The sequence below is a fragment of the Sandarakinorhabdus sp. genome (assembly GCF_051860625.1).
GTDB lineage: Bacteria > Pseudomonadota > Alphaproteobacteria > Sphingomonadales > Sphingomonadaceae > Sandarakinorhabdus.
Genome location: NZ_JBHYDQ010000006.1, coordinates 89,240 through 114,590 on the forward strand (window position 1 = coordinate 89,240; position 25,351 = coordinate 114,590).

General features: G+C 66.1%; 26 protein-coding genes. 15 read left to right on the forward strand and 11 right to left on the reverse strand.

Annotation, left to right across the window (positions count from 1 at the left end; translation table 11 throughout):
• Positions 1-29 precede the first annotated feature (29 nt).
• Genes ACTIEZ_RS07505 through ACTIEZ_RS07515 form a run of 3 tightly spaced genes read left to right on the forward strand, consistent with a single transcriptional unit; the run spans position 30 to position 1,306 of the window.
• On the forward strand, positions 30-338 hold the full coding sequence (locus tag ACTIEZ_RS07505; protein WP_439546046.1) for a BrnT family toxin: 309 nt from the start codon (positions 30-32) through the stop codon (positions 336-338).
• A complete protein-coding gene (locus tag ACTIEZ_RS07510) occupies positions 325-567 on the forward strand; it encodes a CopG family antitoxin (protein WP_439546047.1) in 243 nt (80 codons plus the stop codon). The genes ACTIEZ_RS07505 and ACTIEZ_RS07510 overlap by 14 nt, the downstream gene beginning before the upstream one ends.
• Before the next feature lie 43 nt (positions 568-610).
• The gene (locus tag ACTIEZ_RS07515; protein ID WP_439546048.1) at positions 611-1,306 is read left to right on the forward strand and encodes a type I pantothenate kinase; all 696 of its coding nucleotides are present in this window, start codon (positions 611-613) and stop codon (positions 1,304-1,306) included.
• A gap of 5 nt (positions 1,307-1,311) precedes the next feature.
• Here the strand turns inward: ACTIEZ_RS07515 and ACTIEZ_RS07520 are convergent, their stop codons facing one another.
• Positions 1,312-1,647 carry a c-type cytochrome gene (locus ACTIEZ_RS07520; protein WP_439546049.1) on the reverse strand — a complete coding sequence of 112 codons (336 nt, stop codon included), beginning with the start codon at positions 1,645-1,647 and terminating at the stop codon, positions 1,312-1,314.
• Entirely contained in the window at positions 1,647-2,618 is a 972-nt protein-coding gene (locus tag ACTIEZ_RS07525) for a Vgb family protein (RefSeq protein WP_439546050.1), read from the reverse strand. Before ACTIEZ_RS07525 ends, ACTIEZ_RS07520 begins: the two co-directional genes overlap by 1 nt.
• A gap of 191 nt (positions 2,619-2,809) precedes the next feature.
• On the opposite strand from ACTIEZ_RS07525, the gene ACTIEZ_RS07530 reads away from it, so the two are divergent.
• Entirely contained in the window at positions 2,810-5,656 is a 2,847-nt protein-coding gene (locus ACTIEZ_RS07530) for a TonB-dependent receptor domain-containing protein (protein WP_439546051.1), read from the forward strand.
• Here the strand turns inward: ACTIEZ_RS07530 and ACTIEZ_RS07535 are convergent.
• The 4 genes from ACTIEZ_RS07535 to dgoD form a co-directional block, all read right to left on the reverse strand.
• Positions 5,653-6,276: a glutathione S-transferase family protein gene (locus tag ACTIEZ_RS07535; RefSeq protein WP_439546052.1), complete on the reverse strand. Its 624-nt coding sequence runs from the start codon at positions 6,274-6,276 to the stop codon at positions 5,653-5,655. The two genes, ACTIEZ_RS07530 and ACTIEZ_RS07535, sit on opposite strands and share 4 nt — an antisense overlap.
• A gap of 41 nt (positions 6,277-6,317) precedes the next feature.
• A complete protein-coding gene (locus ACTIEZ_RS07540; RefSeq protein ID WP_439546053.1) occupies positions 6,318-7,547 on the reverse strand; it encodes a hypothetical protein in 1,230 nt (409 codons plus the stop codon).
• A 56-nt stretch (positions 7,548-7,603) separates the two neighbouring features.
• Positions 7,604-8,719: a serine hydrolase domain-containing protein gene (locus tag ACTIEZ_RS07545; RefSeq protein ID WP_439546054.1), complete on the reverse strand. Its 1,116-nt coding sequence runs from the start codon at positions 8,717-8,719 to the stop codon at positions 7,604-7,606.
• A 197-nt stretch (positions 8,720-8,916) separates the two neighbouring features.
• Entirely contained in the window at positions 8,917-10,053 is a 1,137-nt protein-coding gene (dgoD, locus tag ACTIEZ_RS07550) for a galactonate dehydratase (protein WP_439546055.1), read from the reverse strand.
• 123 nt (positions 10,054-10,176) lie between these two features.
• Between dgoD and ACTIEZ_RS07555 the strand changes: the two genes are divergently transcribed.
• The 6 genes from ACTIEZ_RS07555 to ACTIEZ_RS07580 are packed head-to-tail and all read left to right on the forward strand — an operon-like array spanning position 10,177 to position 15,505.
• Positions 10,177-11,058 (forward strand): 2-dehydro-3-deoxygalactonokinase, encoded by an 882-nt coding sequence (locus ACTIEZ_RS07555; protein WP_439546056.1) that lies wholly within the window; start codon positions 10,177-10,179, stop codon positions 11,056-11,058.
• Positions 11,058-11,696, forward strand: a complete 639-nt coding sequence (locus ACTIEZ_RS07560) for a 2-dehydro-3-deoxy-6-phosphogalactonate aldolase (RefSeq protein WP_439546057.1) — start codon at positions 11,058-11,060, stop codon at positions 11,694-11,696. The genes ACTIEZ_RS07555 and ACTIEZ_RS07560 overlap by 1 nt, the downstream gene beginning before the upstream one ends.
• On the forward strand, positions 11,696-12,631 hold the full coding sequence (locus ACTIEZ_RS07565) for a Gfo/Idh/MocA family protein (protein WP_439546058.1): 936 nt from the start codon (positions 11,696-11,698) through the stop codon (positions 12,629-12,631). The genes ACTIEZ_RS07560 and ACTIEZ_RS07565 overlap by 1 nt, the downstream gene beginning before the upstream one ends.
• Before the next feature lie 44 nt (positions 12,632-12,675).
• Positions 12,676-13,401 carry a FadR/GntR family transcriptional regulator gene (locus ACTIEZ_RS07570; protein WP_439546059.1) on the forward strand — a complete coding sequence of 242 codons (726 nt, stop codon included), beginning with the start codon at positions 12,676-12,678 and terminating at the stop codon, positions 13,399-13,401.
• A 1-nt stretch (position 13,402) separates the two neighbouring features.
• Positions 13,403-14,257: an SMP-30/gluconolactonase/LRE family protein gene (locus ACTIEZ_RS07575; RefSeq protein WP_439546060.1), complete on the forward strand. Its 855-nt coding sequence runs from the start codon at positions 13,403-13,405 to the stop codon at positions 14,255-14,257.
• A gap of 42 nt (positions 14,258-14,299) precedes the next feature.
• Entirely contained in the window at positions 14,300-15,505 is a 1,206-nt protein-coding gene (locus ACTIEZ_RS07580) for a family 1 glycosylhydrolase (protein ID WP_439546061.1), read from the forward strand.
• Positions 15,506-15,528: 23 nt separating this feature from the next.
• On the opposite strand, the gene fumC is transcribed toward ACTIEZ_RS07580, so the two are convergent.
• Complete coding sequence (gene fumC / locus ACTIEZ_RS07585; protein ID WP_439546062.1) at positions 15,529-16,920, reverse strand: class II fumarate hydratase; 1,392 nt, start codon at positions 16,918-16,920, stop codon at positions 15,529-15,531.
• A gap of 129 nt (positions 16,921-17,049) precedes the next feature.
• On the opposite strand from fumC, the gene ACTIEZ_RS07590 reads away from it, so the two are divergent.
• The 4 genes from ACTIEZ_RS07590 to ACTIEZ_RS07605 all read left to right on the forward strand — a co-directional run bounded on the left by ACTIEZ_RS07590 (position 17,050) and on the right by ACTIEZ_RS07605 (position 22,005).
• The gene (locus ACTIEZ_RS07590) at positions 17,050-17,424 is read left to right on the forward strand and encodes a hypothetical protein (RefSeq protein WP_439546063.1); all 375 of its coding nucleotides are present in this window, start codon (positions 17,050-17,052) and stop codon (positions 17,422-17,424) included.
• 92 nt (positions 17,425-17,516) lie between these two features.
• Positions 17,517-18,902, forward strand: coding sequence for a HAMP domain-containing sensor histidine kinase (locus tag ACTIEZ_RS07595; protein ID WP_439546064.1), 1,386 nt, complete (start codon positions 17,517-17,519; stop codon positions 18,900-18,902).
• Positions 18,869-19,576, forward strand: a complete 708-nt coding sequence (locus tag ACTIEZ_RS07600) for a response regulator transcription factor (RefSeq protein WP_439546065.1) — start codon at positions 18,869-18,871, stop codon at positions 19,574-19,576. Before ACTIEZ_RS07595 ends, ACTIEZ_RS07600 begins: the two co-directional genes overlap by 34 nt.
• Before the next feature lie 95 nt (positions 19,577-19,671).
• Positions 19,672-22,005 carry a TonB-dependent receptor family protein gene (locus ACTIEZ_RS07605; protein ID WP_439546066.1) on the forward strand — a complete coding sequence of 778 codons (2,334 nt, stop codon included), beginning with the start codon at positions 19,672-19,674 and terminating at the stop codon, positions 22,003-22,005.
• Positions 22,006-22,027: 22 nt separating this feature from the next.
• Here the strand turns inward: ACTIEZ_RS07605 and ACTIEZ_RS07610 are convergent, their stop codons facing one another.
• Entirely contained in the window at positions 22,028-22,957 is a 930-nt protein-coding gene (locus tag ACTIEZ_RS07610; RefSeq protein ID WP_439546067.1) for a quinoprotein relay system zinc metallohydrolase 1, read from the reverse strand.
• Entirely contained in the window at positions 22,954-23,823 is an 870-nt protein-coding gene (locus ACTIEZ_RS07615; protein WP_439546068.1) for a quinoprotein dehydrogenase-associated SoxYZ-like carrier, read from the reverse strand. The genes ACTIEZ_RS07610 and ACTIEZ_RS07615 overlap by 4 nt, the downstream gene beginning before the upstream one ends.
• Positions 23,824-23,925: 102 nt before the next feature.
• Here ACTIEZ_RS07615 and ACTIEZ_RS07620 point away from each other — a divergent pair, with 102 nt between their 5' ends.
• Positions 23,926-24,459: a rhodanese-like domain-containing protein gene (locus tag ACTIEZ_RS07620; protein ID WP_439546069.1), complete on the forward strand. Its 534-nt coding sequence runs from the start codon at positions 23,926-23,928 to the stop codon at positions 24,457-24,459.
• Between the two features lie 51 nt (positions 24,460-24,510).
• Here ACTIEZ_RS07620 and ACTIEZ_RS07625 read toward each other — a convergent pair whose 3' ends face one another.
• Both ACTIEZ_RS07625 and ACTIEZ_RS07630 read right to left on the reverse strand, forming a co-directional pair.
• A complete protein-coding gene (locus tag ACTIEZ_RS07625) occupies positions 24,511-24,804 on the reverse strand; it encodes an EthD family reductase (RefSeq protein ID WP_439546070.1) in 294 nt (97 codons plus the stop codon).
• A 23-nt stretch (positions 24,805-24,827) separates the two neighbouring features.
• On the reverse strand, positions 24,828-25,265 hold the full coding sequence (locus tag ACTIEZ_RS07630) for a pseudoazurin (protein WP_439546127.1): 438 nt from the start codon (positions 25,263-25,265) through the stop codon (positions 24,828-24,830).
• Positions 25,266-25,351: the final 86 nt, after the last annotated feature.

Sequence of the window (25,351 nt, forward strand, 5' to 3'; positions counted from 1 at the left end):
TATAGACAAAATGCGATATAGCCAAGCCGATGCAGGTTGTTCAAGGGTTTGATTGGGATGCAGGCAATCGCGACAAGTGCCGGAAGCACGGTGTTTCAACGGATGAGATCGAGGCGATCTTCCGCGGTCCGCACCATCTGTTTCCCGATCCTGCACATTCCACAGCCGAAACCCGATATTTGGCAATCGGTATCGCTGGTTCCGGGCGGCACGTTTTCGTGGCGTTCACCCTGCGCCAGGGGGAACAGGGCCAGTTGATCCGGCCGATCAGTGCCCGTTACATGCATGCGAGGGAAATTGTTCATTATGAGGACGCCGTTGCCCGTGCTGGCCAGTGATGCCGAAGCCGAAGCCTTTGTGGATACAGCCGATCTTTCGAAGCATGATCTTTCGCCAATGATTGCCCACAGCTTTGAATTTGCGCCAAAAACTGCGCAGGTAAACATGCGTTTTCCTGAGCCTCTGCTGGTTGCTGTCAAGGCGCAGGCCGCAGAGTTGGGCATTTCTTATCAGCGCTTCATCAGGCAGACGCTGGAAGCGGCCTTGCGCAAGGCCGAACGCCGATAATCGCGACCTTGCCGGTTAGCATATCCCCCGCCACACTTGGTGCATGATACCAGTCACCCCCGCCGATCTTGCGCAGCGCATCGCGGCCCAGCGCCGGCAAGGCAGCACATTGGTGGTCGGCATCACGGGGTCCGTCGCTGTCGGCAAGACCACGCTAGCCCGCCAGATTGCCGACGCTGTGGGGCAGACCGTCGAAATCTTGTCCACCGACGGCTTCCTGAAACCCAACGCCATGCTCGAAGCCGAGGGGCTGATGCTGCGCAAGGGCTTTCCGGAAAGCTACAATGCGGCCGCTCTGGCGGCGGCGATTGCTGGACTGAAATCAGGCCCGGTGACGGTGCCCGCCTACAGCCATGCCACTTACGACGTTGATCCCGCCGCAGCCCGCACCATCAGCGGTGCGGACGTCGTTCTGGTGGAGGGGTTGGGGCTGGCGCCCGATCCAAGCGGCCATCGGCTGCCGCTTGACTTGCTGCTCTATATCGATGCCGACGAAGACGACATCATCGCCTGGTTCCTGGCGCGCTTCATGGCGTTGTGGGCAGCGGCCGCCACCGATGCGGCCAGCTTCTACGCCCGGTTTCGCCATATGAGCGAAGCCGAAGCGCGCGCGTTTGCCCTGAACGTGTGGACCGGCATCAACCGGCCCAACTGGCAGGATCATATCGCCCGCGCGCTGCCGGTTGCCGATGTGGTGGTGAAGAAGGCCGGCGATCACAGCCTGATGCTGGTGCGCTGACCCCGCTACTCCGGCGCGCGGGCCGCCAGCCAGTCCACCACCTCGTCCACCGGCGCCCCTGGCGGCAGGCGCTGCATGGCGGTGCCGGGCACTATGGCCTGCGGGTTGGCCAGAAACCTCTGCAGCGTCTCGCGCGTCCAGACCATGCCGCTGGCGCCAGCAGCCAACATTGCGGGGGAATATTCGAAATCGCTGCGGCTGCCGGCGCGGCGGCCGATCACGCCATCCAGGTTCGGCGCCGGCAGGTCGGTTTCTGCCGGATCGACGCTGTGGCACGAAATGCAATAGTTGAAGGCTGGCGGTGGGGTGGCCGCCGCCAGCAACAGTGCCGCGATCAGCATCAACCCGGCTTGCTCGTGTCCACCAGCACCACGCGATCGAGGCCGCTTTCGGGCAGATAGACCTGGCCCTTGCGGCCCAGAATCTGCCGCACCTGCGCCTTTTCGGCGGTGCCCGGGTAGCGGCCGGTGAATTTCTCGGTCCTGGTGTCGAAGGTCAGCGTCGCGTTGCTGCCGAAATCGGTCACCCAGGCGACATCACGATCGTCGACATACACGGCATAGGCCTGCGGCTTGTCGCCGGCCAGTTTCCAGCGCTTCCAGGTGCCGGTGGCCGGCGTGTAGCGCGCCAGATGCCCGCTGTTCCATTCCGATACCCACAAATGGCCCTTGCTGTCCGGCCACACCCGCCGCGAGCCGACACCGGGTTCTGCCGGTTCGACCACCGTGGTGGCGCCGGATTCCAGGTCGACCTTGGCGAGGTAACTGCCGGCCAGGCTGACATACCACATCTGGCCATCGGCCGTGGCAGCGATGCCGTAGGGGCCACGGCCCTTGGGCGCTGGCCAGACGTCCATCTTGCCGGATTTGGGATCGAGCCGGCCATAGATGCCGGTCTGCCCGGTGAACCAGATGCGGCCCTTGCCATCGAAGGCCGGCGTGTTGAGATTGGTGTAGCCGCTGCCCTCGGGCAGGGGCCAGCGCTTGACGGCCTTGGTGGCCGGATCGACGCGCACGATCGCGTTCTGGCCGCCATCGGTGATCCAGGCAGCGCCATCCGGGCCCATGATCACGCCATGGGGCGCGGATTTGTCGCCCAGCGGCACCTGCTCCACCTTGCCGGTGGCGATGTCGATGATGCCGAGCGCGCCCTGATGCTGGGCGGTGTACCAGATGGTGTTGCCGGCGCCCGGCGCGACATCGTGGGGATGGGCGCCCTTGGGCACATCAAACACCCGCACCGGATGTTCGGCCTGGGCGGCGTTCGCCAGCCACAGGGCCATGGCCAGCATTGTCACCTGCATTTGTCGCATGTCGGTTCCTCCCATGTCTTCTTCATTGTGCCGCAGCCGTGTTACCACTGGCAAGTTGTCTGCGGCGGGGCGGGGGAAAGCGCACGCCCGGCCGTAGTGATTGCCGCATGGGTTGTTCCGGGGCTGCCGTTACGGCTACGGGCGACGCTGCATCATCGGGCAAGCCCCCGCCCAACACAGGAACTGCCCGCTTGATCCGTATCGTTTCCCGTACCGCCATGCTGTTGGCGGCCGCGCCTGCTGCCCTTGCCGCTGGCCAGACCGTTGGCCAGACCGCCGCACCGCCGGCAGCACAGGTCGCACAGGCCATCCCGGAGGACGAGGAAGAGGCCATCACAGTCTCCACTGCGCGCCTGCCTGGCCAGGTGGTTGGCGATATCAAGCCGGAATTGAGCTTCGGCCCGCAGGAATTGCGCGCCATCGGGGCCGGTTCGATCACCGAATTGCTCGCCGAACTGGCGCCGCAGACCCGCTCCGGCCGCGGGCGCGGTGGCGGCCCGCCGGCCGTGCTGATCAACGGCAAGCGCGTGTCGGGCTTTGCCGAAATCCGCAACATCCCGCCCGAAGCCATCTTGCGGGTTGATGTGTTGCCGGAAGAGGTCAGTCTGAAATATGGCTTTCGCGCCGATCAGCGGGTGATCAACTTCGTGCTGCGCCCGCGCTTTTCGGCGGTGACCGGGGAGCTGGATATCGGCGGCCCGACCGATGGCGGCCGGTTTTCGAGCGAGCTCGAAGCCAATCTGCTCAAGCTGAACAATGGCACCCGCACCAGCATCGAGGCCCAGTATCGCATCGATACCATGGTGACCGAAGCCGAGCGCCGCATCACCACGCCGCCGCAGAGCCGGCCGTTTGCCATCGGCGGCAATGTGAGCGCGATTGTGCCGGGTGCCATCATCGATCCGGCCTTGCCGGGCCGCGATGTGCTGGGCGTGCCGGCCGGCGTTGCCAGCCCCAGCCTGGCGCAGTTCGGCGCGGCCCCGGTGAACAGCACCGATCTGCGCCCGTTCCGCACCTTGCTGCCCGACAGCCGCACGATCAGCCTGAACGGCACCATGGCCGGCGCTCTGGGCACGCTTGGCGCGACGCTGTCCGGCGGCATCGAACGCACCCAAACGGAAAGCATGGCCGGCTTGCCATCGGCCAGCCTGACCGTGCCGGCCGGCAATCCCTTTTCGCCATTCAGCCAGGCGGTACTGGTCAACACCCAGGCCCCCGATCCCTTGCGCCGCGAAGGTGACAATTGGTCGAGCCGGCTGGGCACGGTGCTGGATGGCAATATGGGCAAATGGCGCTGGAACCTGACGGGCAACTGGAATCACAGCGAAAATCGCACCCGCATCGATCGCGGCATCGACATCGGCGCAGCGCAGGCGCAGATCCTGGCCGGCAGCCCCAGCCTGTCGCCGTTCGGCGATGCCGTGCTGGCGGGCGCGGTGTTGACGGACACGGCAAGCAGCATCAGCGACAATGCCAATCTTGATCTGCTGCTGAACGGTTCGCCCTTTGCCTTGCCGGCCGGCCCGGTCGGGCTGGCGTTGAAGGCGCAGGTGCAGCATCTGGCGCTGGATACGCGATCGTTGCGGGCGGGCATTGCCACCAGCGCCGATCTGGCGCGGACCCAGGGCAATTTTCAGGCCAATTTCGATCTGCCGATTGCTTCGGTGCGCGACAATGTCCTGTCGGCGCTCGGCACCTTGACGCTGAACGGCAATATCGCGCTGGATACGCTGTCGGATTTCGGCACGCTGATCACCTGGGGCGCCGGCGTGAACTGGGTGCCGACCAGCGGCTGGACGCTGATCGCCAGCTTCACCCGCGAACAGGGGCCGCCCAGCATCGGCCAACTGGGCGACCCGACCATCATCACGCCCAACGTGCGGGTGTTCGATTTTCTGCGCGGCGAAACGGTGGACATCAATCGGCTGGATGGCGGCACCGCGGCGCTGCGCAACGACACGCGCCGGGTGGTGAAGCTGGGCATGAACGTGAAGCCGTTCGAAGCGACCGACCTGGTGTTCAATGCCAATTTCATCGACACACGCATCGACGATCCGATCGCCGCCTTCCCGACCGCGACGGCGGAGCTTGAGGCGGCGTTTCCGGAACGGTTCAGCCGTGACGACACCGGCCGGCTGGTGCAGATCGACAATCGCCCGGTAAATTTCCAATATTCGCAGCGCACCGAATTGCGCTGGGGCTTCACGCTTACCCAGGCGCTGAAGCCCGACGCTGCCGAGCGTGCGGCCGTGGAAAAACGCATCGCCGAAACCCGGGCCAAGGCCGCAGAGGCCATCCGCGCCGGCCAGCCGCTGCCGCCGGAAATCCGGGCGTTTGCCCGCAATCCCTATGGGTTCACGCCCGGCCAGCGCCCGCCCGGCGCGGCAGGCGCTGCGCCCGCGGCGCCGGCCGGTGGTGCGCCGCCAGCAACCAGCGCACCACCTGCGGCTGGACCGGCGCCGGCGCCGCCGGCAGCGGCCCGCCCGCCTGGTGGTGGCCGCGGTGGGTTTGGTGGCGGTGGCGGCCGGCGCGGCTTCCTCGATGGCCGGCTGCAATTGGCCTTGTTCCACACTGTCACCTTCCGCAACGAGATCGGCATCGGGCCGGGCCTGCCGGTGCTCGATCTGCTGAACGGTTCGGCGGTCGGCTCGTCGGGCGGCGCACCGCGGCACCAGGTGGAGATGCGGTTGGGCGGCGCCCGGCGCGGCGTTGGCGCCCGGCTGGGCCTCAACTGGCAATCGGCCACATCGGTGCTGGTCGATCCCACCGGCGCCACGCAATCGCCGGACGATCTGTTCTTTTCGGGCCGCACCACCGCCAATCTGCGGATGTTCGTCGATCTGGGGCAGCGGCCGGAGATCGTGACAAAAATCCCGTTCCTGCGCGGCAGCCGCATCAGCCTGAATTTCGACAATGTGCTGAACGATCGCATCAATGTGCGCAACCGGCTGGGCGCGGAGCCGCTGGGCTTCCAGCGCGACCAGCTTGATCCGCTCGGCCGCACCGTGACACTGTCGTTCCGGAAGCTGTTCTTCTAGGGCGTCAAGTGCGCCGTGCAGCGTCGGTGCCAGTTGTGCAGGCGCACCTTGTCATCGGGCATCGCAAGGCCGATCCAGCCGGCGAAGTCCACCGTGGTCAGCAGCGTGATGTCGGCCAGTGTGAAACGGTTTCCGGCCAGCCATGGCCGGTCATCCAGTTGCGTGTCGATCCAGCCCAGCATGGCCAGTGCCTGGGTGCGCGCTGCCTCGGCCATCGCCGGGATCTGATTGACCAGCCGGGCGGTGAGCGGGTGGCCGTGCTGCCAAAACAGGCTGACCGGTGTGCCCAGCCCGGTTTCGACACGGCGCAGCCACATGTCGGTCTCCGCGCGTTCGAAGGGTGTGCTGCCGAGCAGCGGCGGTTCTGGATGAAGTTCATCAAGATAGCGGCAGATGCTGACGGTCTCGGCGATGATGCGGCCATCGTCCAGTTCCAGGAACGGCACCTGGCCGCGCGGGTTCAGCGCCAGCACTTCGGCGGACTTGTGCTCGCGGGCCGGCAGGGACAGCAGGCGTTCGGGCACGGTCAGGCGCTTGGCGGCGAGGAACAGACGGACCCGGCGCGGATTGGGCGCCGGATCGGGCGCGGACCATAGCAACATCGCATTTCTCCCAGGCATGATGATGCACACCGCGCACAAACCCGTAAAGGGCAAGGCGGTCAGGCAGGCTTGCCCGCGCGCCGTGCCGTGATCACCGTGTCGATTTCGTCAGGGCGGGGATTGATGAAGTCGAGCCGGGTGCGCCCGTCAGGCAGTTCGCTGATGGCGGCCGGGATGGTCGAATTGGTCAGCACCCAACCGGCCGGCAGCACGACGGCATTGGCCGGGCGGCCGAACGCGCGGTGCCAGACCAGCTCGTCGCCGGCCAGGCGGTAGCGGTCGGCATCGGTATAGGTTTCGGCGATACGGATGCGCCGGCTTTGCCCGGCCACCACCGGCGGGAAGCGGAACACGACAGCCGTTGTCGTATCCGTAACGCCGGTTGCGCGGGGATCGATCGCGGTGATCGCGGCGCCGCGCACCGTCTCGGTCGCCAGCGCGGCGCCGGTGTCGAGGTCGCGCGCCGACGGGTTGGAGACTGTGCTGCCGGCGCGCACGATGTTGACATAGGCGCCAACGCCCGCCCGTTCCTCGGTATAGTCGTGGGTCAGGTCGAAGCTGTGGGTTTCGGGCTGTTGCAGATGATAGACGATCTCGCGGGTTTGCGCGGCGCGTTCGCTGATTTTTGCGGCCATGCTCGATCCGGCTGGCACCGGCGCGCCGGTGGGCACGGCGTGGATGCGCAGCGGCATCGGTGCCGGGGTGGCGTTCCAGAATGATATGGCGATGCGGCCATCGCCCTGCTGGATCACCTGTACCGGCACATTGACGCTGGCGAGACGATAGCCGGGTGGCAGCACGACGCTGTTGCGCTTGATGCCCAGCGACCGGTCGAAGATGATCGCCTCACCGTCAGCAAAATAGCTTTTGGCGTCCTCATAGGTCTTGTCGATGCGGATGCGCGCGCCGCCGCCGCTGGGCACCGGCCGCGCCAGGGTGACGGCGATGTAGCGGCTGTCGGGTGCGGCATTGGTCACGCCGCCGGCGCGGGCGACGTCACCGCCGACTTCGGCAAAGGCCAGCGCCTTGCCGGTGGCCAGATCGGTGACCCGTTCATCCGTTGCGATGCTGCCGGTGCGGATCGGGTTGTAATAGGCGGTGGCGTCAGCGGTGGCCGCCGTTATGTCGTAGATGATGCGGAATTTGTGCGTGCCGGGCGCCAGCAGTTCATAGCGTGTATAGGCGCCTTCGTCGGTCTGGCGCGGTGCTGCTTGTGCTGATGCCGCGGCGAGCGCCAGCACAGCAATGACCGTGCGATAGCGTGCGTTGAGATTTGCATATTGCCGCATGTGTCCGTCCCCCGGAAGCACCGTGACCGAGCCCCATCCGATTGGCAAGCTTGGCGCTAACCCGCTTGGTCGCCAAGCTCCGCTGCCGGGATGATGCCGTTCGCCACCAGCGCATGCAGGGCCGACAAGTGGCCGAAATCGCTGGCCGCGTCGGATTGGGAGGTCATCACCACGGTCAGGCCCAGATCACGGACGATATAGATCATCTGCCCGCCATAGCCCCAGGCGAAGCGCAGCGCATGGCCGCGCATGATGTCCAGAAACCAGCCATAGCCATATTTGTTGCCGCTCCACGGCGACACGCTGCGGCGGCGCCAGCTATCCTCGATCCACTGGGCCGGGACGATCTGTTTGCCGTCGATGGCGCCGCCGAGGCGGTAAAGCTCGCCGAACCGCGCCAGCGCCTGCGGGGACATCCGCATGTCGTTGCCGCCGAAATAGATGCCCTGCGGATCGCGTGTCCATGGCGGGATGGTGATGTTCAGCGGGGTGGCCAGCCATAGCTGCATCAGTTCGAGGGTGCTCCGCCCCGACGCGCGGGTGAGCATCGCCGACAACAAGTGGCTGCTGCCGGTGCTGTACAGCATGGCGCCGCCGGGTTCATCGACGAAGGGGCGCGACAGCACGGCACGCACCCAGTTGGGGCTGGACACCCACGCGCCATAAAATTCGCCCGACGTGCGCTCCAGCCCGGCCTGCATGCTGAGCAGATGGCCGACCGTGATCTGGGCCAGGCGCGGATCGGGCGTGGCCGGCGCATCGCTGGCCAGCACGGACAGCATCGGTTGATCGACGCCTTTCAGCACGCCGCGTTCGATGGCGATGCCGACCAGCGCCGACAGCAGGGATTTCGATGCGGATTTGACATTGACCGGCTGGTCCAACGCTGGCCCGCCGTTGAAGCGGTGCGCAGCAAGGGTAACGCCGCCACGCAGCACCAGCAGTGACCGCAGCCGCGGCAGTTGTTCGGCGCCCGCCAGCGTGCGGACCATGGTTTCGGCATCGAGGCCACTGGTTTCGCTGCCGAAGAGGCTGCGGCCGGCGCTGCAACCACTGGTGAGCAACGAGCCGCCAAGCAGCATCAGGCAGCGACGCCGGCTGGCGTGCACTGGGGCGGCCATCGCCACTGCCGCACTGGCTGCGATGCCCAAAGGCTTGATCCGAAGTTGCATGGCTGCCCTACCATCGGATGCAAGCTGCGGTTCCCCGGTCCGCATGCATCGCCGCAATGGCGCAGTTTTGATGCATCCGAGGAATCCGGCGGGATTCAGCGCCCGCTTTGGCCCAGGATCAGGTTGCCGGCTGCTGAATATGCCCCTACAAATCCGTGGCCAGTTGTGGCTTCAGGGCTGCCGCCTGGGTGCGGCGGCTACCATTCGGCGAAGCTGCCGTCCGTGTTGCGCCACACCGGGTTGCGCCAGCGATGCCGGTCACGGTCGGCGGCGCGCACCAAGGCCTCGTCGATCGTGATGCCCAAACCGGGCGCGGTGGGGATGGCCAGAAAGCCGTCCACCGGCGTCAGCGCCTGCGCGTCCGGCACGAAGCTGAACAGATCGTGGCCCTGGTTGTAATGGATGCCCAGCGACATTTCCTGCAGCACGACATTGGGCGTGCAGCCGGCCAGTTGCAGACAGGCCGCCAGCGCCAGCGGCCCCAGCGGGCAATGCGGCGCCACGGCGATGTCATGGGCTTCGGCCATCGCGGCGATGCGGCGGCACTCGCTGATGCCGCCGGCGTGGCTCAGGTCGGGCTGAATGATATCGACGGCACCGCTGGCCAGCAACGGCTTGAAATCCCAACGGGAATAGAGGCGCTCACCCACGGCGATCGGCGTGCTGACATGATTGGCGATCTCGCGCAGGGCTTCGCCATGTTCCGACAGCACCGGCTCCTCGATGAACAGGAGCCCCATCGGTTCCAGCGTCTTGGCAAGTTTTTTGGCCATCGCCCGGTGCAGCCGGCCGTGAAAATCGAGGCCGACCGCCATGCCGGTTGCCTGTGCCGCAGCCACGCGCGCGATCACTTCATCGAACCGCGCCGGCTCAAGATAATCGACCTCCGGAGTCGCGTTCATCTTCACCGCGGAAAAGCCCTGCGCCTTGCGCGCGGCCGCCGCCTCCGCGATATCATCTGGCCGGTCGCCGCCAATCCAGGCGTAGGCGCGCACCTTGTCGCGCACCAGGCCGCCGAGCATTTCATACGCCGGCAGGCCGACGGCCCGCCCCTTCAGGTCCCACAGCGCCTGGTCCAGCCCCGACAGCGCCGACATCAGCACGGCGCCGCCGCGATAGAAGCCTCCGCGATAGGCCACTTGCCAGATATCCTCGATGCGGAACGGGTCGGCGCCGATGAAGCGGTCGCGCAGCGCTTCGAATGCGCCCTCCACGGCCTCGGCATAGCCTTCCAGGCTGGCTTCGCCCCAACCGACGGCGCCGCAGGCGGTTTCGACCCGCACGAACAGCCAGCGTGGCGGGACGAGGAAGGTTTCGATACGGTCGATTTTCATTTTGCACACTTTGCGGCTGGTGCGAACGAATGGGCAAATTATATGATAAATGCATCCCAACAAGGGAAAATGCGTTGCGGCGTTAGCGAAACTGGCCTGTCGATACCAGCAAGGAACGTCTGAATGTTGTTGCGAGACGGCTACATAGCGGTGGATTGGGGCACGACCAACCGCCGGGCCTACCGGATCGATGCTGGTGGCGCGCTGGTGGCGGACCATGAGGATGATCAGGGGGTGACGGCGGTTGCGGCCGGCGGCTTCGAAGCGGCTGCCGCCGATATCCGCACGGCGCTGAGCGATCTGCCGCTGCTGATGGCCGGCATGATCGGATCGAACCGCGGCTGGCGGGAGGCCGCCTATGTGCCATGCCCGGCCAGCGCGGAGGCCCTGGCCAAGGCCACATTATGGATCGCACCTGGCCGCACCTGCATCATTCCCGGCGTCTGCCAGCGCGGCGCGGCCGGGGCAGACGTGATGCGCGGCGAGGAGGTGCAGGTGATCGGCGCCATCGCCGCCGGGCTGATGCCGCCCGATGCCATCGTCTGCCACCCCGGCACCCACGCCAAGTGGATCAAGGTGGCGAACAGCGAGATCAGCGCATTTTGCACCATGATGACCGGCGAGATGTTTGCCCTGTTGTCGGACCACAGCATCCTGCGCAACCAGTTGCGGGGCAGCGTGGTGCCGGACGCGGCGTTTCTGGCCGGCGTTGACGAAGCCTTGTCGGGGGCGGAATTGCTGTCTTCGTTGTTTCGCATCCGCGCCGGCGCGTTGCTGGGGGAGGGCAGCCGTGATCCTGCCGCCCATGCCAGCGGGCTGTTGATCGGCAGCGATGTGCGCGAGGGGCTGGCATTCTCTGGCTCCAGCCCGGTGACGCTGCTCGGCCGGCCGGAACTGACCGCGCTTTATGCCGCTGCGATACAGCGGGCCGGGCACCGCACCACGTCGATCGACGGTGCCGAGGCCTTTCTGGCTGGTATCGGCCAAATTGCGGCGCATTTCTGATGGACGCGGCCCGCCTGTTTGACGCGAGTCTGCGCGCGTGCCCGCTGGTGGCGATCCTGCGCGGTCTGCGTGCGGCGGAAGCAGAGCAGATCGGCGGCGCGCTGATCGATGCCGGCATCCGCATCATCGAAGTGCCGCTGAATTCGCCCGATCCGTTTGACAGCATTGCCCACTTGGCGCGGCGCTGGGGCGATGCAGCGATGATCGGTGCCGGTACCGTGCTGGAACCGGCCGATGTGCGCCGTGTGGCCGACGCCGGTGGGCAGCTTGTGGTGTCTCCTAATGTCGCGACCGATGTGATCGAAGCCACGGTTGCTGCCGGACTGGTTGCCGCGCCAGGCTATTTCACGCCGAGCGAGGCCTTCACCGCCCTGCGCGCCGGGGCCCATGCGCTCAAGCTGTTTCCAGCCGAAGCCGCGTCGCCGACGGTTCTGAAGGCGCAGCGCGCCGTCTTGCCGGCCGATGTCGCCATCCTGGTGGTGGGCGGGGTCGCGCCCGAGCATATGGCGGCCTGGCTGGCGGCCGGCGCCAACGGTTTCGGGCTGGGCGGCGGCCTTTACAAACCGGGCATGACTGCGGCGGACGTTGGCGCACGCGCCCGGGCCTATATGACGGCGCTGGGCGGGCAGGCCGGCTGATGGTGATCCGGATTGCGATTGTGGGGTTTGGCAAGATTGCCCGCGATTCGCATGTGCCGGCGATCAGGGCGGACCCGCGCTTCCAACTGGTGGCGGTGACCAGCCGCAGCGGTGACCCGGATGTCGGGGTGCCGGCATTCAGCGATCTCGGCGCGCTGCTCGCCGCCATGCCCGATGGGGTTGATGCCGTCGCCATCTGTACCCCGCCCGATGTTCGGCATGGCATTGCCCACCAGGCCCTTGCCGCCGGGCTGGCCGTGTTGCTGGAGAAGCCGCCGACGGCCACGTTGGGGGAAGCGCAGGACCTGATTGCCCTGGCCAAGGCGGGCAATCGCACGCTTTATGCTGGCTGGCATTCGCAGCATGCGCCGGCAGTGCAGCCGGCTGCCGCGCTGCTGGCTGGTGCGGAAATTCGCCGGCTGCAGATCACCTGGCACGAGGATGTCCGCAAATGGCATCCGGGGCAGGATTGGGTGTGGGAAGCCGGTGGTTTCGGCGTGTTCGATCCCGGCATCAACGCGCTGTCCATCGCCACGGCGATCCTGCCGGAGCGGCTGACGGTGCGGGCCGCCAAGCTGCAGATTCCGGCCGGCCGGCAGGCACCGATCGCCGCAGAATTGCAGTTCGCAGGTCCTGCCCATGGCGCATCGTTCGACTGGCGCCATGGTGATGGCGAATGCTGGACCATCGAGATTGAAACCGACGACGGCCGCTGCATCGAACTGCGGAATGGCGGCGCGCGACTGGTGGTCGATGGCCAGGCGCAACCGATTGCGGGGCATGGCGAATATCCGTCCCTCTACAGCCGGTTTGCCGAATTGGTGGCAGCGCGCGCATCGCTGGTCGATATCGAACCGCTGCGGATCGTGGCTGATGCGTTCCTGATCGGCAGCCGCACCGAAGTTGCACCCTTCCTGTGGACCACATCGGCGTGATCGCGCATACAAGCCCTTGGCAATTCACGGGGGAGTGGAGGGCGTTGGCCGGCACGATTGCACGATCGAAACCAGCGGGGGCTGGCCGCAATCTGACCTACGGGCTGCTGGACACCCTGGGCAAGGCCATCGTCACTGGCCGTTATGATGAAGTGCCGTTTCCCACCGAAGCCGAACTGGCCAGGCAATATGCGATCAGCCGATCGGTGACGCGTGAGGCAGTGAAGATGCTGACCGCCAAGGGCCTGCTGACGGCAAGGCCGCGCAAGGGTACCAGCGTGCAGCCGGCGGCCAACTGGAATCTGTTCGATCCCGATGTGCTGCGCTGGCTGCTGGATCGGAAATTCTCGCTCGATCTGCTGCGGCAGTTCAGCGAGCTACGCATCGCCATCGAACCGGCGGCAGCGGCGCTGGCGGCCGGTGCGGCCAGTGCCGAGCGTATCGCCGCCATCCAGGCTGGCTATGATCGCATGGCGGCGGCCGAACAGGGCAAGGATGATCCGCTGGAATCCGACGTGGCGTTCCACATTGCCGTGCTGCGCGCGTCGGAAAATCCCTTCTACGCGCAGTTTCAGGATGTGGTGACGACGGCGCTGCGGACGTCGATCCGCTTCACCAACTGCTTCAAGGGCCGCACTGCCAGCCTGCCGCAGCATCACGCGGTGCTGGCCGCCATCGCGGCGCGCAAGCCTGATGCGGCACGGGCGGCCATGGCGGAACTGATCGCCGACGTGGTGACGCTGATCGCCGATGCAGACCGGACGGGTTGAGATGGAATGTATTGCAGATGTGGGCGCAACGCTTGGCGAAGGCCCGGTCTGGGATGCACGCGAAGCGGCGCTATACTGGGTCGATATCCCGGAGAAGCGCCTGTTCCGCTGGTCGGACGCCGACGGGACGCGCACCATCCCGATGTCCCATCATGTCTGTTCGCTGGTACCGCGGGCCAGCGGTGGGTTCATCGGCGGCGGCTATGACGGGTTTCTGCGCCTGGATGCCAGCCTTGCCATCGTTGTGATCGGCAATCCGGAGCCTGACCTGCCTGGCAATCGCTGCAACGATGGCAAGCTGGACCGTTCCGGCCGCTTCTGGGCCGGCACCATGGACCGCGCCGAAGCGGCGGATAGCGGATCACTCTACCGGCTGGATGTCGATCTGAGCTGGCAGCGCATCGACACTGGCTACCGCGTCACCAACGGCCCGGCGTTCAGCCGCGACGGGCGCACGCTCTATCACACGGATTCGGCGCGGCAGACGGTCTATGCCTTTGATCTGGCGGGAGACGGTGCGGCGCGCAACCGGCGGGTGCATCTGAAATTCGGTGACGGCGATGGCTATCCGGATGGCATGACCGTGGATGCCGATGATTGCCTGTGGATTGCCTTCTGGGATGGGTGGTGCGTGCGGCGCTTTGCGCCGGATGGGCAGCAAATCGGCGAAATTCCGGTGCCGGTGCAGCGGCCGACCAGTTGCACCTTCGGTGGCGCCGACCTCGATCAATTGTTCATCACTTCGGCCAGCCGTGACCTCACACCAGCGCAAAAGGCGGGTCAGCCCCACGCCGGTGGGCTGTTCATGGTCCGGCCAGGGGTCCATGGCTTGCCGGACACGCCGTTCGGCGGCTGAGCCATCAATGCCGCCACCAGGAGAGAATATATCGCCAGTTTCATGTTTGCCACCGGGATCGAAAACAGCATCCCGACCATCAACGGCGGGCGCACCCGGATCGACCAGATGGAATCCTGCGGCCATTATCGCCACTGGCAAACCGATTTCGATTGTGTCGAGGAATTGGGGATCAATTTTCTGCGCTATGGCCCGCCGCTGCACACCAGCTATCGTGGGCCTGGCAGCTATGATTGGGCGTTTGCCGATGTGACCCTGGCCGATCTCCGGCGCCGTGACATCGTGCCGATCGTCGATCTTTGCCATTTCGGCGTGCCCGACTGGATCGGCAATTTCCAGAACCCGGATTTTCCGCAGTTGTTTGCGCTGTATGCGGGCGCCTTTGCCGATCGTTATCCATGGGTGCAGTTGTACACGCCGGTGAACGAGATGTTCATCTGCGCGGTTTTCTCGTCGATGTATGGCTGGTGGAACGAGCAGCTCAAGAGCGATCAGGCCTTCGTTACCGCGCTGAAGCATATCGTGAAGGCCAATGTGATGGCCATGACGGAGATCCTCAAGCGCCGGCCGGATGCCATCTTCATCCAGAGCGAGTCTTCCGAATACTTCCACGCCGACAGTCCGCCCGCCATCCATGCCGCCGAATTGCGCAACCGCTGGCGTTTCCTGTCACTCGATCTGAATTACGGCAATCGCGTCAACAGCGACATGTATGAATATCTGCTCGACAACGGCATGACGCGTGATGAATATCACTGGTTTCTGACACATCAACTGAAACAGCATTGCATTTTGGGAACCGATTATTACGCCACCAACGAACATCGGGTGTTTGCCGATGGCCACACGGAATCAGCCGGCGAAGTGTTCGGCTATGCCGAGATCACCCGCCAATATTATGAACGCTATGGCCTGCCGATCATGCACACCGAAACCAACATGCGCGAAGGGCCCGGCGGCCAGGAAGCCGTGCAGTGGCTGTGGAAGGAATGGGCCAACATGCTGCGTGTGCGCAACATCGGCATCCCGGCGGTCGGCTTCACCTGGTATTCGCTGACCGACCAGATCGATTGGGACACGGCGCTGCGGGAGGTGAACAACCGCGTGTTCCCGGTCGGGCTTTATGATCTGGACCGCAAGTTGCGACCGGTCGGTGGCGCCTTCAAGAAACTCATCGCCGATTGGCGCGATCTGCTGCCGGCCTCCAGCCATTGCCTGGTGGTACCGGTCAAAGCCATGGGCGGCTGACCGGGCAGGCAGCATTCCGGGCCTCAGTGCGGTCCCAGCATTCTGGCTGGATCGACGATCGCGTCATAGTCGGCAGCGTCCACCAGGCCGCTGCGCAGCGCCGCCTCGCGCAGCGTCAGGCCTTGCGCGTGCGCTATCTTGGCGATGCCGGCCGCAGCGTCATAGCCGATCGACGGGGCCAGCGCGGTGACCAGCATCAGCGAATTTTCCACGCCGCGCGCGATATTGTCCCGCCGCGGCGCCAACCCGGCAAGCAGATTGGTGGTGAAGCTGGTCACCGCATCGCTCAGCAGCCGCACGCTCTGCAGGAAGGCGTGCGCCATCACCGGGCGATAGACATTCAGTTCCAACTGCCCCTGGCTGTTGGCAAAGCCGAGGGTTGCATGGTTGCCGAACACCTGTGCGCACACCATCGTCAAGGCTTCGACCTGGGTCGGGTTGACCTTGCCCGGCATGATCGAGCTGCCGGGTTCATTTTCGGGCAGCGCCAGCTCGCCCAACCCGGCGCGCGGGCCGGAGCCGAGCAGGCGAATGTCACTCGCGATCTTGTAGAGGCTGGTGGCCAGCGCATGCAGCGCGCCGTGCAGGAACAGCAGCGCATCCTGGCCGGCAAGCGCGGCGAATTTGTTGGGCGCCGTCACGAAGGGCAATCCGGTGCTGGCGGCAATTTCATCGGCGACGCCATCCGCGAAGCCGCGCGGCGCGTTGAACCCGGTGCCGACTGCGGTGCCGCCCTGGGCCAACTGGTAAACGCCCGGCAGCGCCAGCTCGATGTTCGCCACGGCGGCTGCAATCTGCGCCGTATAGCCCGAAAATTCCTGCCCCAGCGTCAATGGCGTGGCGTCCTGCGCGTGGGTGCGCCCGATCTTGATGATGTCGTCCCACTGTGTCGCCTTGCGGGACAGCGCGGCGTGCAGGGCATTCAGGGCCGGCAGCAGGTGATCGATGATCCCGCGCGCCGCGGCAATGTGCAGTGCGGTGGGGAAGCAGTCATTCGACGATTGGCTGAGGTTCACATGATCATTGGGGTGCACGGGCGATTTTGTGCCGCGCTGACCGCCCAGCGCTTCGCTGGCAAGGTTGGCGATCACTTCATTGGCGTTCATGTTGGTTTGCGTGCCCGATCCCGTCTGCCAGACCAGCAGCGGGAATTCGTCATCCAATTGCCCGGCGGCCACGGCCTGCGCCGCGTCGGCAATGGCGGCGGCGATTTCGGGTTGGAGCACGCCCAGCCTGGCATTGGTGCGCGCGCAGGCCGCCTTGATCACGCCCAGCGCATGAATGATCGGCAGCGGCATGGGCTCAACGCCGATGCGGAAATTCTGCAGGCTGCGCTGGGTTTGGGCGCCCCACAGCCGATGGGCGGGCACGGCAATCGCGCCCATGGCATCGGTTTCCAGCCGTGTTTCAATCATCGGGAGCTCTTTGCCAGCCGCCAGCCTGAGGCTGCATTGGACCCGAGTGCGGTGAACAAACGCTTCATGTCAGTTGCTCCGTCCTGGATGGGATTTGCAGTTCAACCCTTCAACGGCCGAAATTCCCCCTTGTTCCAAATGCCCCGGATTGCGCGCGAGGGCGCTGAACAGATGATGGTGCTTTCGGGCAAGCTGCACCCGGCGCCAGCGCGGCGGACAACAGGCTCGGCAAGATCAATGCGTATCCGGCCGTTGCCCACCCTGGCGCTGGCGACCGGAAGGCTGGTTGTTCCGCTTCCAACTGCGGATCGTCTCGCGAGCGCGAAAAAATACTCGCGCGTCGGGCGGCAGCCGCCCTGCCAGGCGGCCCGCGCCGGCACGACCGATTTCCTGGGCCTGCAAGCGGCCGTGGGCACCGGCAATGAACGCGCCGGCCGGGAGTCTGGCCACAGCAACCCGTCTGGTGCAGCATGGCGGCAATGGAAGCCAAGTTACAGACAATGACGGCACCTTGCGGGGTGGACGGTGATCAAGACCCAGTGCAGCGCACGGGTCGGCGCCCACCGGGGCTGATCATGCTGGTGCTGGCCGCGGCCATGACACTTGTCCTGTTATGGGCTGGTCTGGCGCTGGCCCTCGTCGATATGCAGCGCACCACCGCCGCCATCGAGGCGCGCGCTGCAATTGCCAACCGACAGGCCTTGCTGGTCACGCAGATCGAGACGTTGCTGGCCCGCCAGACTGCGCCGTCGCAGCGGGCTTCATTGGCGTTGCAGGCGCGCCTGAAGGCCTATCTCGCCACATTGGCCGCCGAGCGCGCCATGAGCGGCCATGACCTGATGTTCAGCCCGGCTGACGATGCCCGCGAAGCCGCCAATGCTGCCGAGCTCGCAGGCCTGATCAATGGGCCGCTGGACCCGCCCAGCTTGGAGCAGGCCAGCACGCTGGCCAGCAGCATCGCCAACCGCGAGTTGGCCGAAGCGCAAACGGCGGCGGGGGCCCTGCAGGACGCCTGGCAGCGATTGATCTTGCTGCTATGGTTGGCAATGGCAGGTCTGGCGGTGATCAGCACCGCTGTCGGCCTGCTGGTGTGGCGCCACATCGTGAAGCCGCTCCGCGCCCTTGCTGGCGCCGTCGACGCCGTAGCGCGCGGCGCTGGTTTGGCACCCCTGCGCCTGGAAGGCCCGGACGAAATCCACCGCCTGATTGGCGGCTTCAACCATATGGCTGCCAACGTCGATGCGCAGGCGGCCCGGCGCACCGCCGCGCTCGAAGCGGCGCTGAGCCGGCTCGCAGATATCGAAAGCCGCCGCCGGTTGTTCCTCTCCAAGATCGGCCATGAACTGCGCACCCCGTTGACTGTGATGCGCGCCGAAGCCGAATTGGCGTTGCGCAGCGGCAGCAGCGGTCCAGTGCTGCATGATGCGCTCGGCAGCATCATTGACAGCGGCAGCTTCATGCAACGGCGGCTTGATGATCTGCTGGCGTTGGCGCGCGCCGAAAGCGGCGCGTTGGGCCTGATCATGGCGCCAAACGATCTGGCGGCCATCGCGCGTGACGCCGTGCGCCGCACCGCCAGCTATGCCCGGCTGGCCATGATCGATCTGGAAATCGGTTCGCTGCCCGCGCATTTGCCAGTGATCGGTGATGCCGATCGCCTGTTCCAGGCCATTGCTGCGGTGATCGACAACAGCTTGAAGTTTTCGCCGCCAGGCGCCGCGGTGCTGGTCTCCGGCGCGGCCGAGGCCGGCTGGGCTGTCATCAGCGTTGCCGATCAAGGCCCGGGCGTAACCGAAGACGAGATTGCGGCCATTTTCGAACCCTATGTACAAGGTGAAGCCGGCCGCAGCCACGGCGGCAGCGGGCTCGGCCTTGCTCTTGCCCGTTGGATCGCCGATGCGCACGGCGGCAGCATATCCGCGCAGGCCGGGCATGGTGGGGAGGGATTATGCGTATCGATCCGGTTGCCGCTGAAGGGCTGAAGCTGCTGGTGGTCGAAGACGATGCCGTCATCGGCAGCGTGTTGTGCCGGGGGCTTGTCGCGGACGGCTATGTGGTCGAATGGGTCCGCACCAGTGCCAGCGCCCGCGCGGCGCTGCGCGCGCGGCGTTTTGCGGGCGCGATCCTCGATCTGGGCTTGCCCGATGGCGACGGGCTGGTGCTGTGCCGCGATGTGCGGCAAGCCGGGATCACAGTGCCGATCATGATGTTGACGGCACGCAGCGATGTCGAGGACCGTCTGAACGGGTTTGGCAGCGGCGCTGATGATTATCTCGGCAAGCCGTTTGCGCTGGCCGAACTGTCGGCACGGCTGGCCGTGCTGCTGGCACGCCAACGGATCGCCCACCGTGTCACCGTCGGTGGTCTGGACATCGATACGCACGGCCAAAGCGCGCACGTTGCCGGCGTGCCGCTGGCGCTGTCGCGGCGGGAATTTGCGGTGCTGCTGTGCCTCGCTCACCATCAGGGACAGGCGGTCAGCCGTGCCACCCTGATCGAGGAAGCATGGCCGCCGGACAGTGACATCACTGAAAATGCCGTGGACGTTTACGTCGGCTATGTGCGCCGCGCGTTGGCGTTGCACGGCCAGGCACCTGAAATTGCCACGGTGCGCGGCGTCGGCTTTGTGATGAGACCAAAGCACAAGCCGCTTTGACCGGTTTCTCATAATTTCATCAAGACCGTGGGTAACCGCCGCGCATAGTTTCCCTGACTGCTGCAACCGATGCAGCGTGGCAGGGGGCCTTGAGCGTGAAGACATTGTGGGGTGGCCGAACCGGGCGGATGTTGCTGGCATCAACGGCTTTGGCCGCGATTGTGCCGGCACAGGTGTTGGCAGCCGAAGTTGCCGAAGTCTTGCCGGAGATCGTGGTGACGGCGATCGTGCCGGCCGATACGCGACTGATCGCCGGGGCCCATGACGTGATCGAGCGGGCCGACATCGAGGCGCGCGCGCCGCTGAGCCTGCGCGACCAGTTGATCGCGATCCCTGGCGTTGCCGTGATCGAGGAGGACGCCGGCGGTCTGGCGATCAACATCGGTGTGCGCGGCCTCGATCCGCGCCGCAGCGCGCGCACCTTGTTGATGGAAGACGGCGTACCGTTGTTTCTGGCGCCCTATGCCGATCCGGCGGCGCATTATGCGCCGCCGGTGGAACGGGTGGAGCGCATCGAAGTGGTGCGCGGGTCGGGCCAGATCCTGCACGGGCCGCAGACGGTGGGCGGCATGATCAATTTCGTTACCACGCCGGTGCCCACCAAGGGCCTGCTGCTGCGCGCCGAGGCCCGCGCCGGCAACACCGATTTCCTGGGCCTGCAGGGCGCTGTCGGCACCGGCAACGAACGGATGGGCGTGTTGCTGGAAGCCACCGCGCGCGAAGGCGACGGCATCCGCACCGGCCATGATTTCGGGCTGTGGGAACTGGTGGGCAAGGCGCGGGTGATGATCGGCGCCAATCATGAACTGAAACTGCGTGCCAGCCATTATCGCGAACGATCGGCCATCACCGAAGTGATGCTGGGCACGCGCGAATGGGCCGACGATCCGCTGCAGGCGCCAACGGCCGGGCAGGATCGGTTTGAAATGGACCGCACCCATCTGCAGGCGTCGCATATCTGGACGGCATCGGACCAGGTGCGGCTGGTCACCACCGGTTACTGGGTGAACACCCACCGCGCCAGTTTCCGCCAGACGAATACGCCCGGCGCCTGGGGCGACGAATCCGATGAACGCGGCCTCGCCACCGGCTGGTCGGTGCTCGATCGCTGTTTCGATGAAGATGATCCGCAGCCCGGCACCGGCGGCAGCGCGGCGAACCGCATCACGCCCGCCGCCGCTGCGGCCTGTGGTGGGCGCTGGCGGCCCCGGCGGTTTCATTATTATGGCGTGGAACCGCGGCTCGATGCCAGCCACACGTTGTTCGGCGCCGAACATCAGACAACGCTGGGCGCACGCTGGCACCAGGAACGCGTGCAGCGCGACCAGTTTCGCAGCCCCGATCCGGCCATCCAGGATCTGGATTTCGCGCTTGGCCTGACCGGCGGCGCCCACCGCGAAGACGCCGGCATCAGGGTGCGCGCCTGGAGCGCCTACGTGCAGGACAGCATGACCATGGGCGCCGTCACCATCACCGCCGGCCTGCGGCTGGAGGATGTGCGCACCGTCACCACCATCCGCCGCGCCAGTGGCCGGGCCGCCAATGTGACAGTGGAGCAGAATGACACGGCGCTGCTCCCCGGCCTGGGCGCGGTGTGGCGCGTGGGCGGCGGCACCGAAATCTTTGCCGGTGTCCACAGCGGCTTTGCCCCGCCGCGCCCAAGTCGGGATATCGGCAGCGAGGGGCCGGCGCCGGTGGCCCCCGAACGCTCAACCAACTGGGAATTCGGCGTGCGCAGCCAGCCACGCGACGGCATCACGCTGGCCGCCACGCTGTTCCGCACCGATTTCCGCGAGATCGTCATCAGCAGCGCGGTGGGCCGTTTCATCAACGGCGGCCGGTCACGGCAACAGGGCCTGGAAATGTCGGGCCGCATCGACAGCGCACCGATCACTGGCAGCCGCCACAATGTCTGGCTGCAAACCGCCTGGACCTTTCTGCCCACGGCCAAATTCCTCACCACGTCGGATGCCGCGTTCAACAGCGGCGACGGCGGGATCATTGGCGCGCCGTGCGACGATGGCGACGGCTGCGTGAACGGCAACGGCATCATTGCCGGCAGCCGGCTGGCCTATGCCGCGCGCCATGCCGTGTCGGCCACGCTGGGCTATCGCCATCCGGCCGGGGTGGAGGCGCGCGTGGGCCTGGACCATCGCAGCGCGCAGCAGCCCGATCCGTTTGCCCGCGTGCTCGATACCGCGATCAACGCCGTGGGCTGTTCGGATGCGACCTGTTCCGGGTTGGCCGGGCCGATTCCGGCGGTGACGCTGATCAACGCCGGCCTGTCGTTCACGCCTGGCGAAGGCCGGGTGACATTGTTTGCCACCGGCTGGAACCTCGCCGATCGCCGCTATCTGGCCACGCGGGTCGATGGGATGGGCGCCGGGCGGGCGCGGACGATCGTGGGCGGCGTACGGTTCCGATATTGAGGGCGAACCCCGCGCTGCCGCGCTACAGCCTTGGGACCCGCGCGGTTTCCAGCGCCGGCCAATAATGGCTGACGCTGCGCTGCAGTTCATAACGGGCCATCGCCATGCCGGCGAGCTGCGGCGGGATCGGCATTTCGCCGGCCTCGACCATCGACAGCCCCTGTTCCAGCGCATGGAGCAGCGCAGGCTCCAGCCAATCGAGCCAGGCGCGGGTCTGGGCGATGGCAGTGCCCGGCGTTTGATCCACGGGGCCATGGCCGGGGACAACGCGGGCGTGGCCAAGCCCGGCCAGTTGATCGAGCGATTGCCGCCAGCGCGCCAGATCGGCGTGCGGGGTTGATGGCGCGCGATTGTGGAACACCAGATCGCCGGCAAACAAGGTGCCGCTGTCGCGATCGAGCACGGCCAGATCCGATTCGCTGTGGCCGGCAAGGGTCAACAACTCCAGCGTGCGGCCGCCGAATTGCACCAGGCCGGCAACCGCCGGCAACTGCGGCGCCAGCACGTCGGTGCCGCGCATCCAGTCGCCGAGCAGGCGATAGAGGCCGGCGGAAAAGCCGGCCGCATCGCCGGCCACCTGGGCAACGACCGCTGGCGTGGCGGCGACCATCGCAGGCGGGAATGCCGACGCGCCAAAGCTGTGATCGGGATGGAGATGGGTGAGATAGACAAGCGCCACTGCCTTGCCAGTCAGGCGGCGGGCCAGCGCCGCCAACGCCAGGCCGTGACGGTGCGATGCGCCGGCATCGATCAGCACGGCGCCGGCAGCGGTCGCAATGATGCCGATATTGGCGATGGCGCCGCCGTTGCGCATGGCGATGGCATCATCGGCGCCGCGCACCGCCCACACGCCGGGCGCGACCGCCACCGCCTCCAACTGATAATCTGGTGCAGCCGCGATCAGCGGTGCAGCGGCCAACCCGGCCAGCAGCCGCCGGCGCGAAACATTCATGGCATCGCTGGAGCGGCCAGACGCGCCGAAAACGGCAGCGGCGACATCGGCGCCGGACGCGCGATGTCGGCGGCCATTTCCAGCCCGCCGCTGTCGCGCGCGGCCACATTGACCTGATCGTCGCCGCGCAGGCGCGGCATCAGCATGATCGCCGGGTCTTCGGCCACCGATGCCGCCAGCGTCAAGTCGGCAATCGGGCGGCCATTGGCGGTGACGCGCAGCGTTTCCAGCCAATAGCTGCTGATATTGTCGACAAAGCCGGTGTCCATCGGATGGCGCACATGCAGCGCCAGGCGCGTGGTGCCGGCGGCGGCCGCACCACCAGGGCCAGCATCGGCGGCCGTGGTCCACATGCGGCCGCGCAACTGCATCAGATTATGCGCCCAGTCGCCCTTGATGCGGCTGGCCGGCGGCGCCGAACAGCCACCGCCGGCGGCATCGATCCAGTTGCCGGCAATCAGCCAACTGCCATCGGCGATCTGCACCGCGGCGCGCACGGGCGTGCGTTGATCCAGCTTGATGCGCAGCGCGATGAAGGGTTCGGCATCGCGGGGCGTGAAATCCACGGCCATCTGAATGGGATTGAGATCGGCAAAGACGATGATGCGCTGCGCGCCGGGGATGCCGCGCGCATCGACCTGCACCGGAAACTGACGCTGATCTTCGGCGATCATCGGGAAGCTGACCTTGACGCGATCATCGAACCTGATCTTCGCGCCTTCGGGCAGCACGAGCTGCAACACCACGGGCAGGAAGGGCGATTGCAGCGGATCGCCGGGCACGCCCGCGAGGCCAGAGGACGCGGCTTCGGACGCAGCTTCGGGTGCGGCCAGAGCCGGTGCAGCGTGCGCTGCCATCAGGATCATCCCGATCAATGCGGTTTGATGTCTCATTCCAATGGCCACGTTACGCCCCGCGTGGGCATGTTACCATGGCACCTTGGAACGAGAGCGAGGATGGAGGCCCGGATGCTGATGTTGACCGCGCTGCTGGTGGCCGCTGCCGGGCCCGCGGACTGGCGGGCGTCGCGGTTTCACGATCCCGTCAGCCTGTATCGCATCGATCGCCCCCGCAGCCCGGTGCCTGGCCCGCCGGAAGGCGTGATGGCGGTGGATCACACGGGTGTTGCCCGGCTGGCTGGGCGCGCGCTGCTGATCGATGTCAGCCCCGTCGAAGATGGCCAGCGCGACGCACAGACCGGGCGCTGGACGCTGCGCGCGCCGGCGCGATCGATCCCGGGGGCGCTGTGGTTTCCAGAGGCCGGGCGCGTGCCGGGCAACGCCGCGATCATTGATCATTTCACGGCGCTGGTGCCGCAATTGGCGGCCGGGCGGCCCGTGGTGGTGTTTTGCCTGGCCGATTGCTGGATGAGCTGGAACGCTGCGTTGCGGCTGCACCGCATGGGGCTGCGCGTGCATTGGTATGGCGCCGGGCGCGATGGCTGGGCGGCCGCCGGGCGGTCGTTGGTGCCGATCGAACCTTATATCAACAAGGAAAAATGATCCCGGCTGCAGTGGATTCACTGCAGCCGGGCCAAAGCCTGTCGCAGCAGGTCACGCCATCGCGGTGGCGGTGGGCTGCACGCCGGTGAAATTGCCGATATCGGCAAACACCTCGGCGGCACCTGGCACGGCCATGGCGGCGCCGATGGCTTCGGCGCTGTCGAAGGTGAGGATGCCAACGCACAGCAGCGCGGCATCGCCGGCCAGCGGGAACAGCGCTTCGCCGCCGGTCATGCCCACCGGGCCGAAATGTTTCTGCGCCAACGGCAGATGGACGTTCACATAATAATCCCGATCAAAAGTCGCGCCGTCTTGCGCCGGATAGGTCACCACCAGTTTCGCCATGATATTCTCCCCTTGGTTGCTGGTTATTTCGCTTCGGACAGATATGAGTCCATCCGCTTTTTTGCCAGCGGCGGCAGTTTCACCGCCTTGGCCGCCGCCAGATTTGCCGACGCGCCGGTGCCCACCTGCACCAGTGCCACCATGCCCATCGAGTAATGCGGCAGGCATTTGATGCCATACAGGCCGGGCGATTTCACATTCAGCACGAAATCCTTGCCCATCGGGCCTTTCTGTTCGGTTTCGCCATCGGGCAGCATGCCTGCGATGGTCTGGGCATTGTGGCCGGGATCGGTGGCGATGAATTTCACCGTGTCACCGGGGCCGGCCTTGATGAAGGCGGGTTCGAACACCATCGCGCCGTCCTTGCCGGTGTTGAGCATCTTCACCTCGATCTGCTTTGCCGAGGCAATCGCCGGCGCAGCCAACAGCGCGGCCGCCAGCAACAACTGCACGGATGTCATCATCTCGCTCCTCAAGCCGTGTTTTGTTGGCGCCATATCAGCGCCGATGCCCCGGCAAACGCCATTGTGCCTTGGTAGAATGGCAA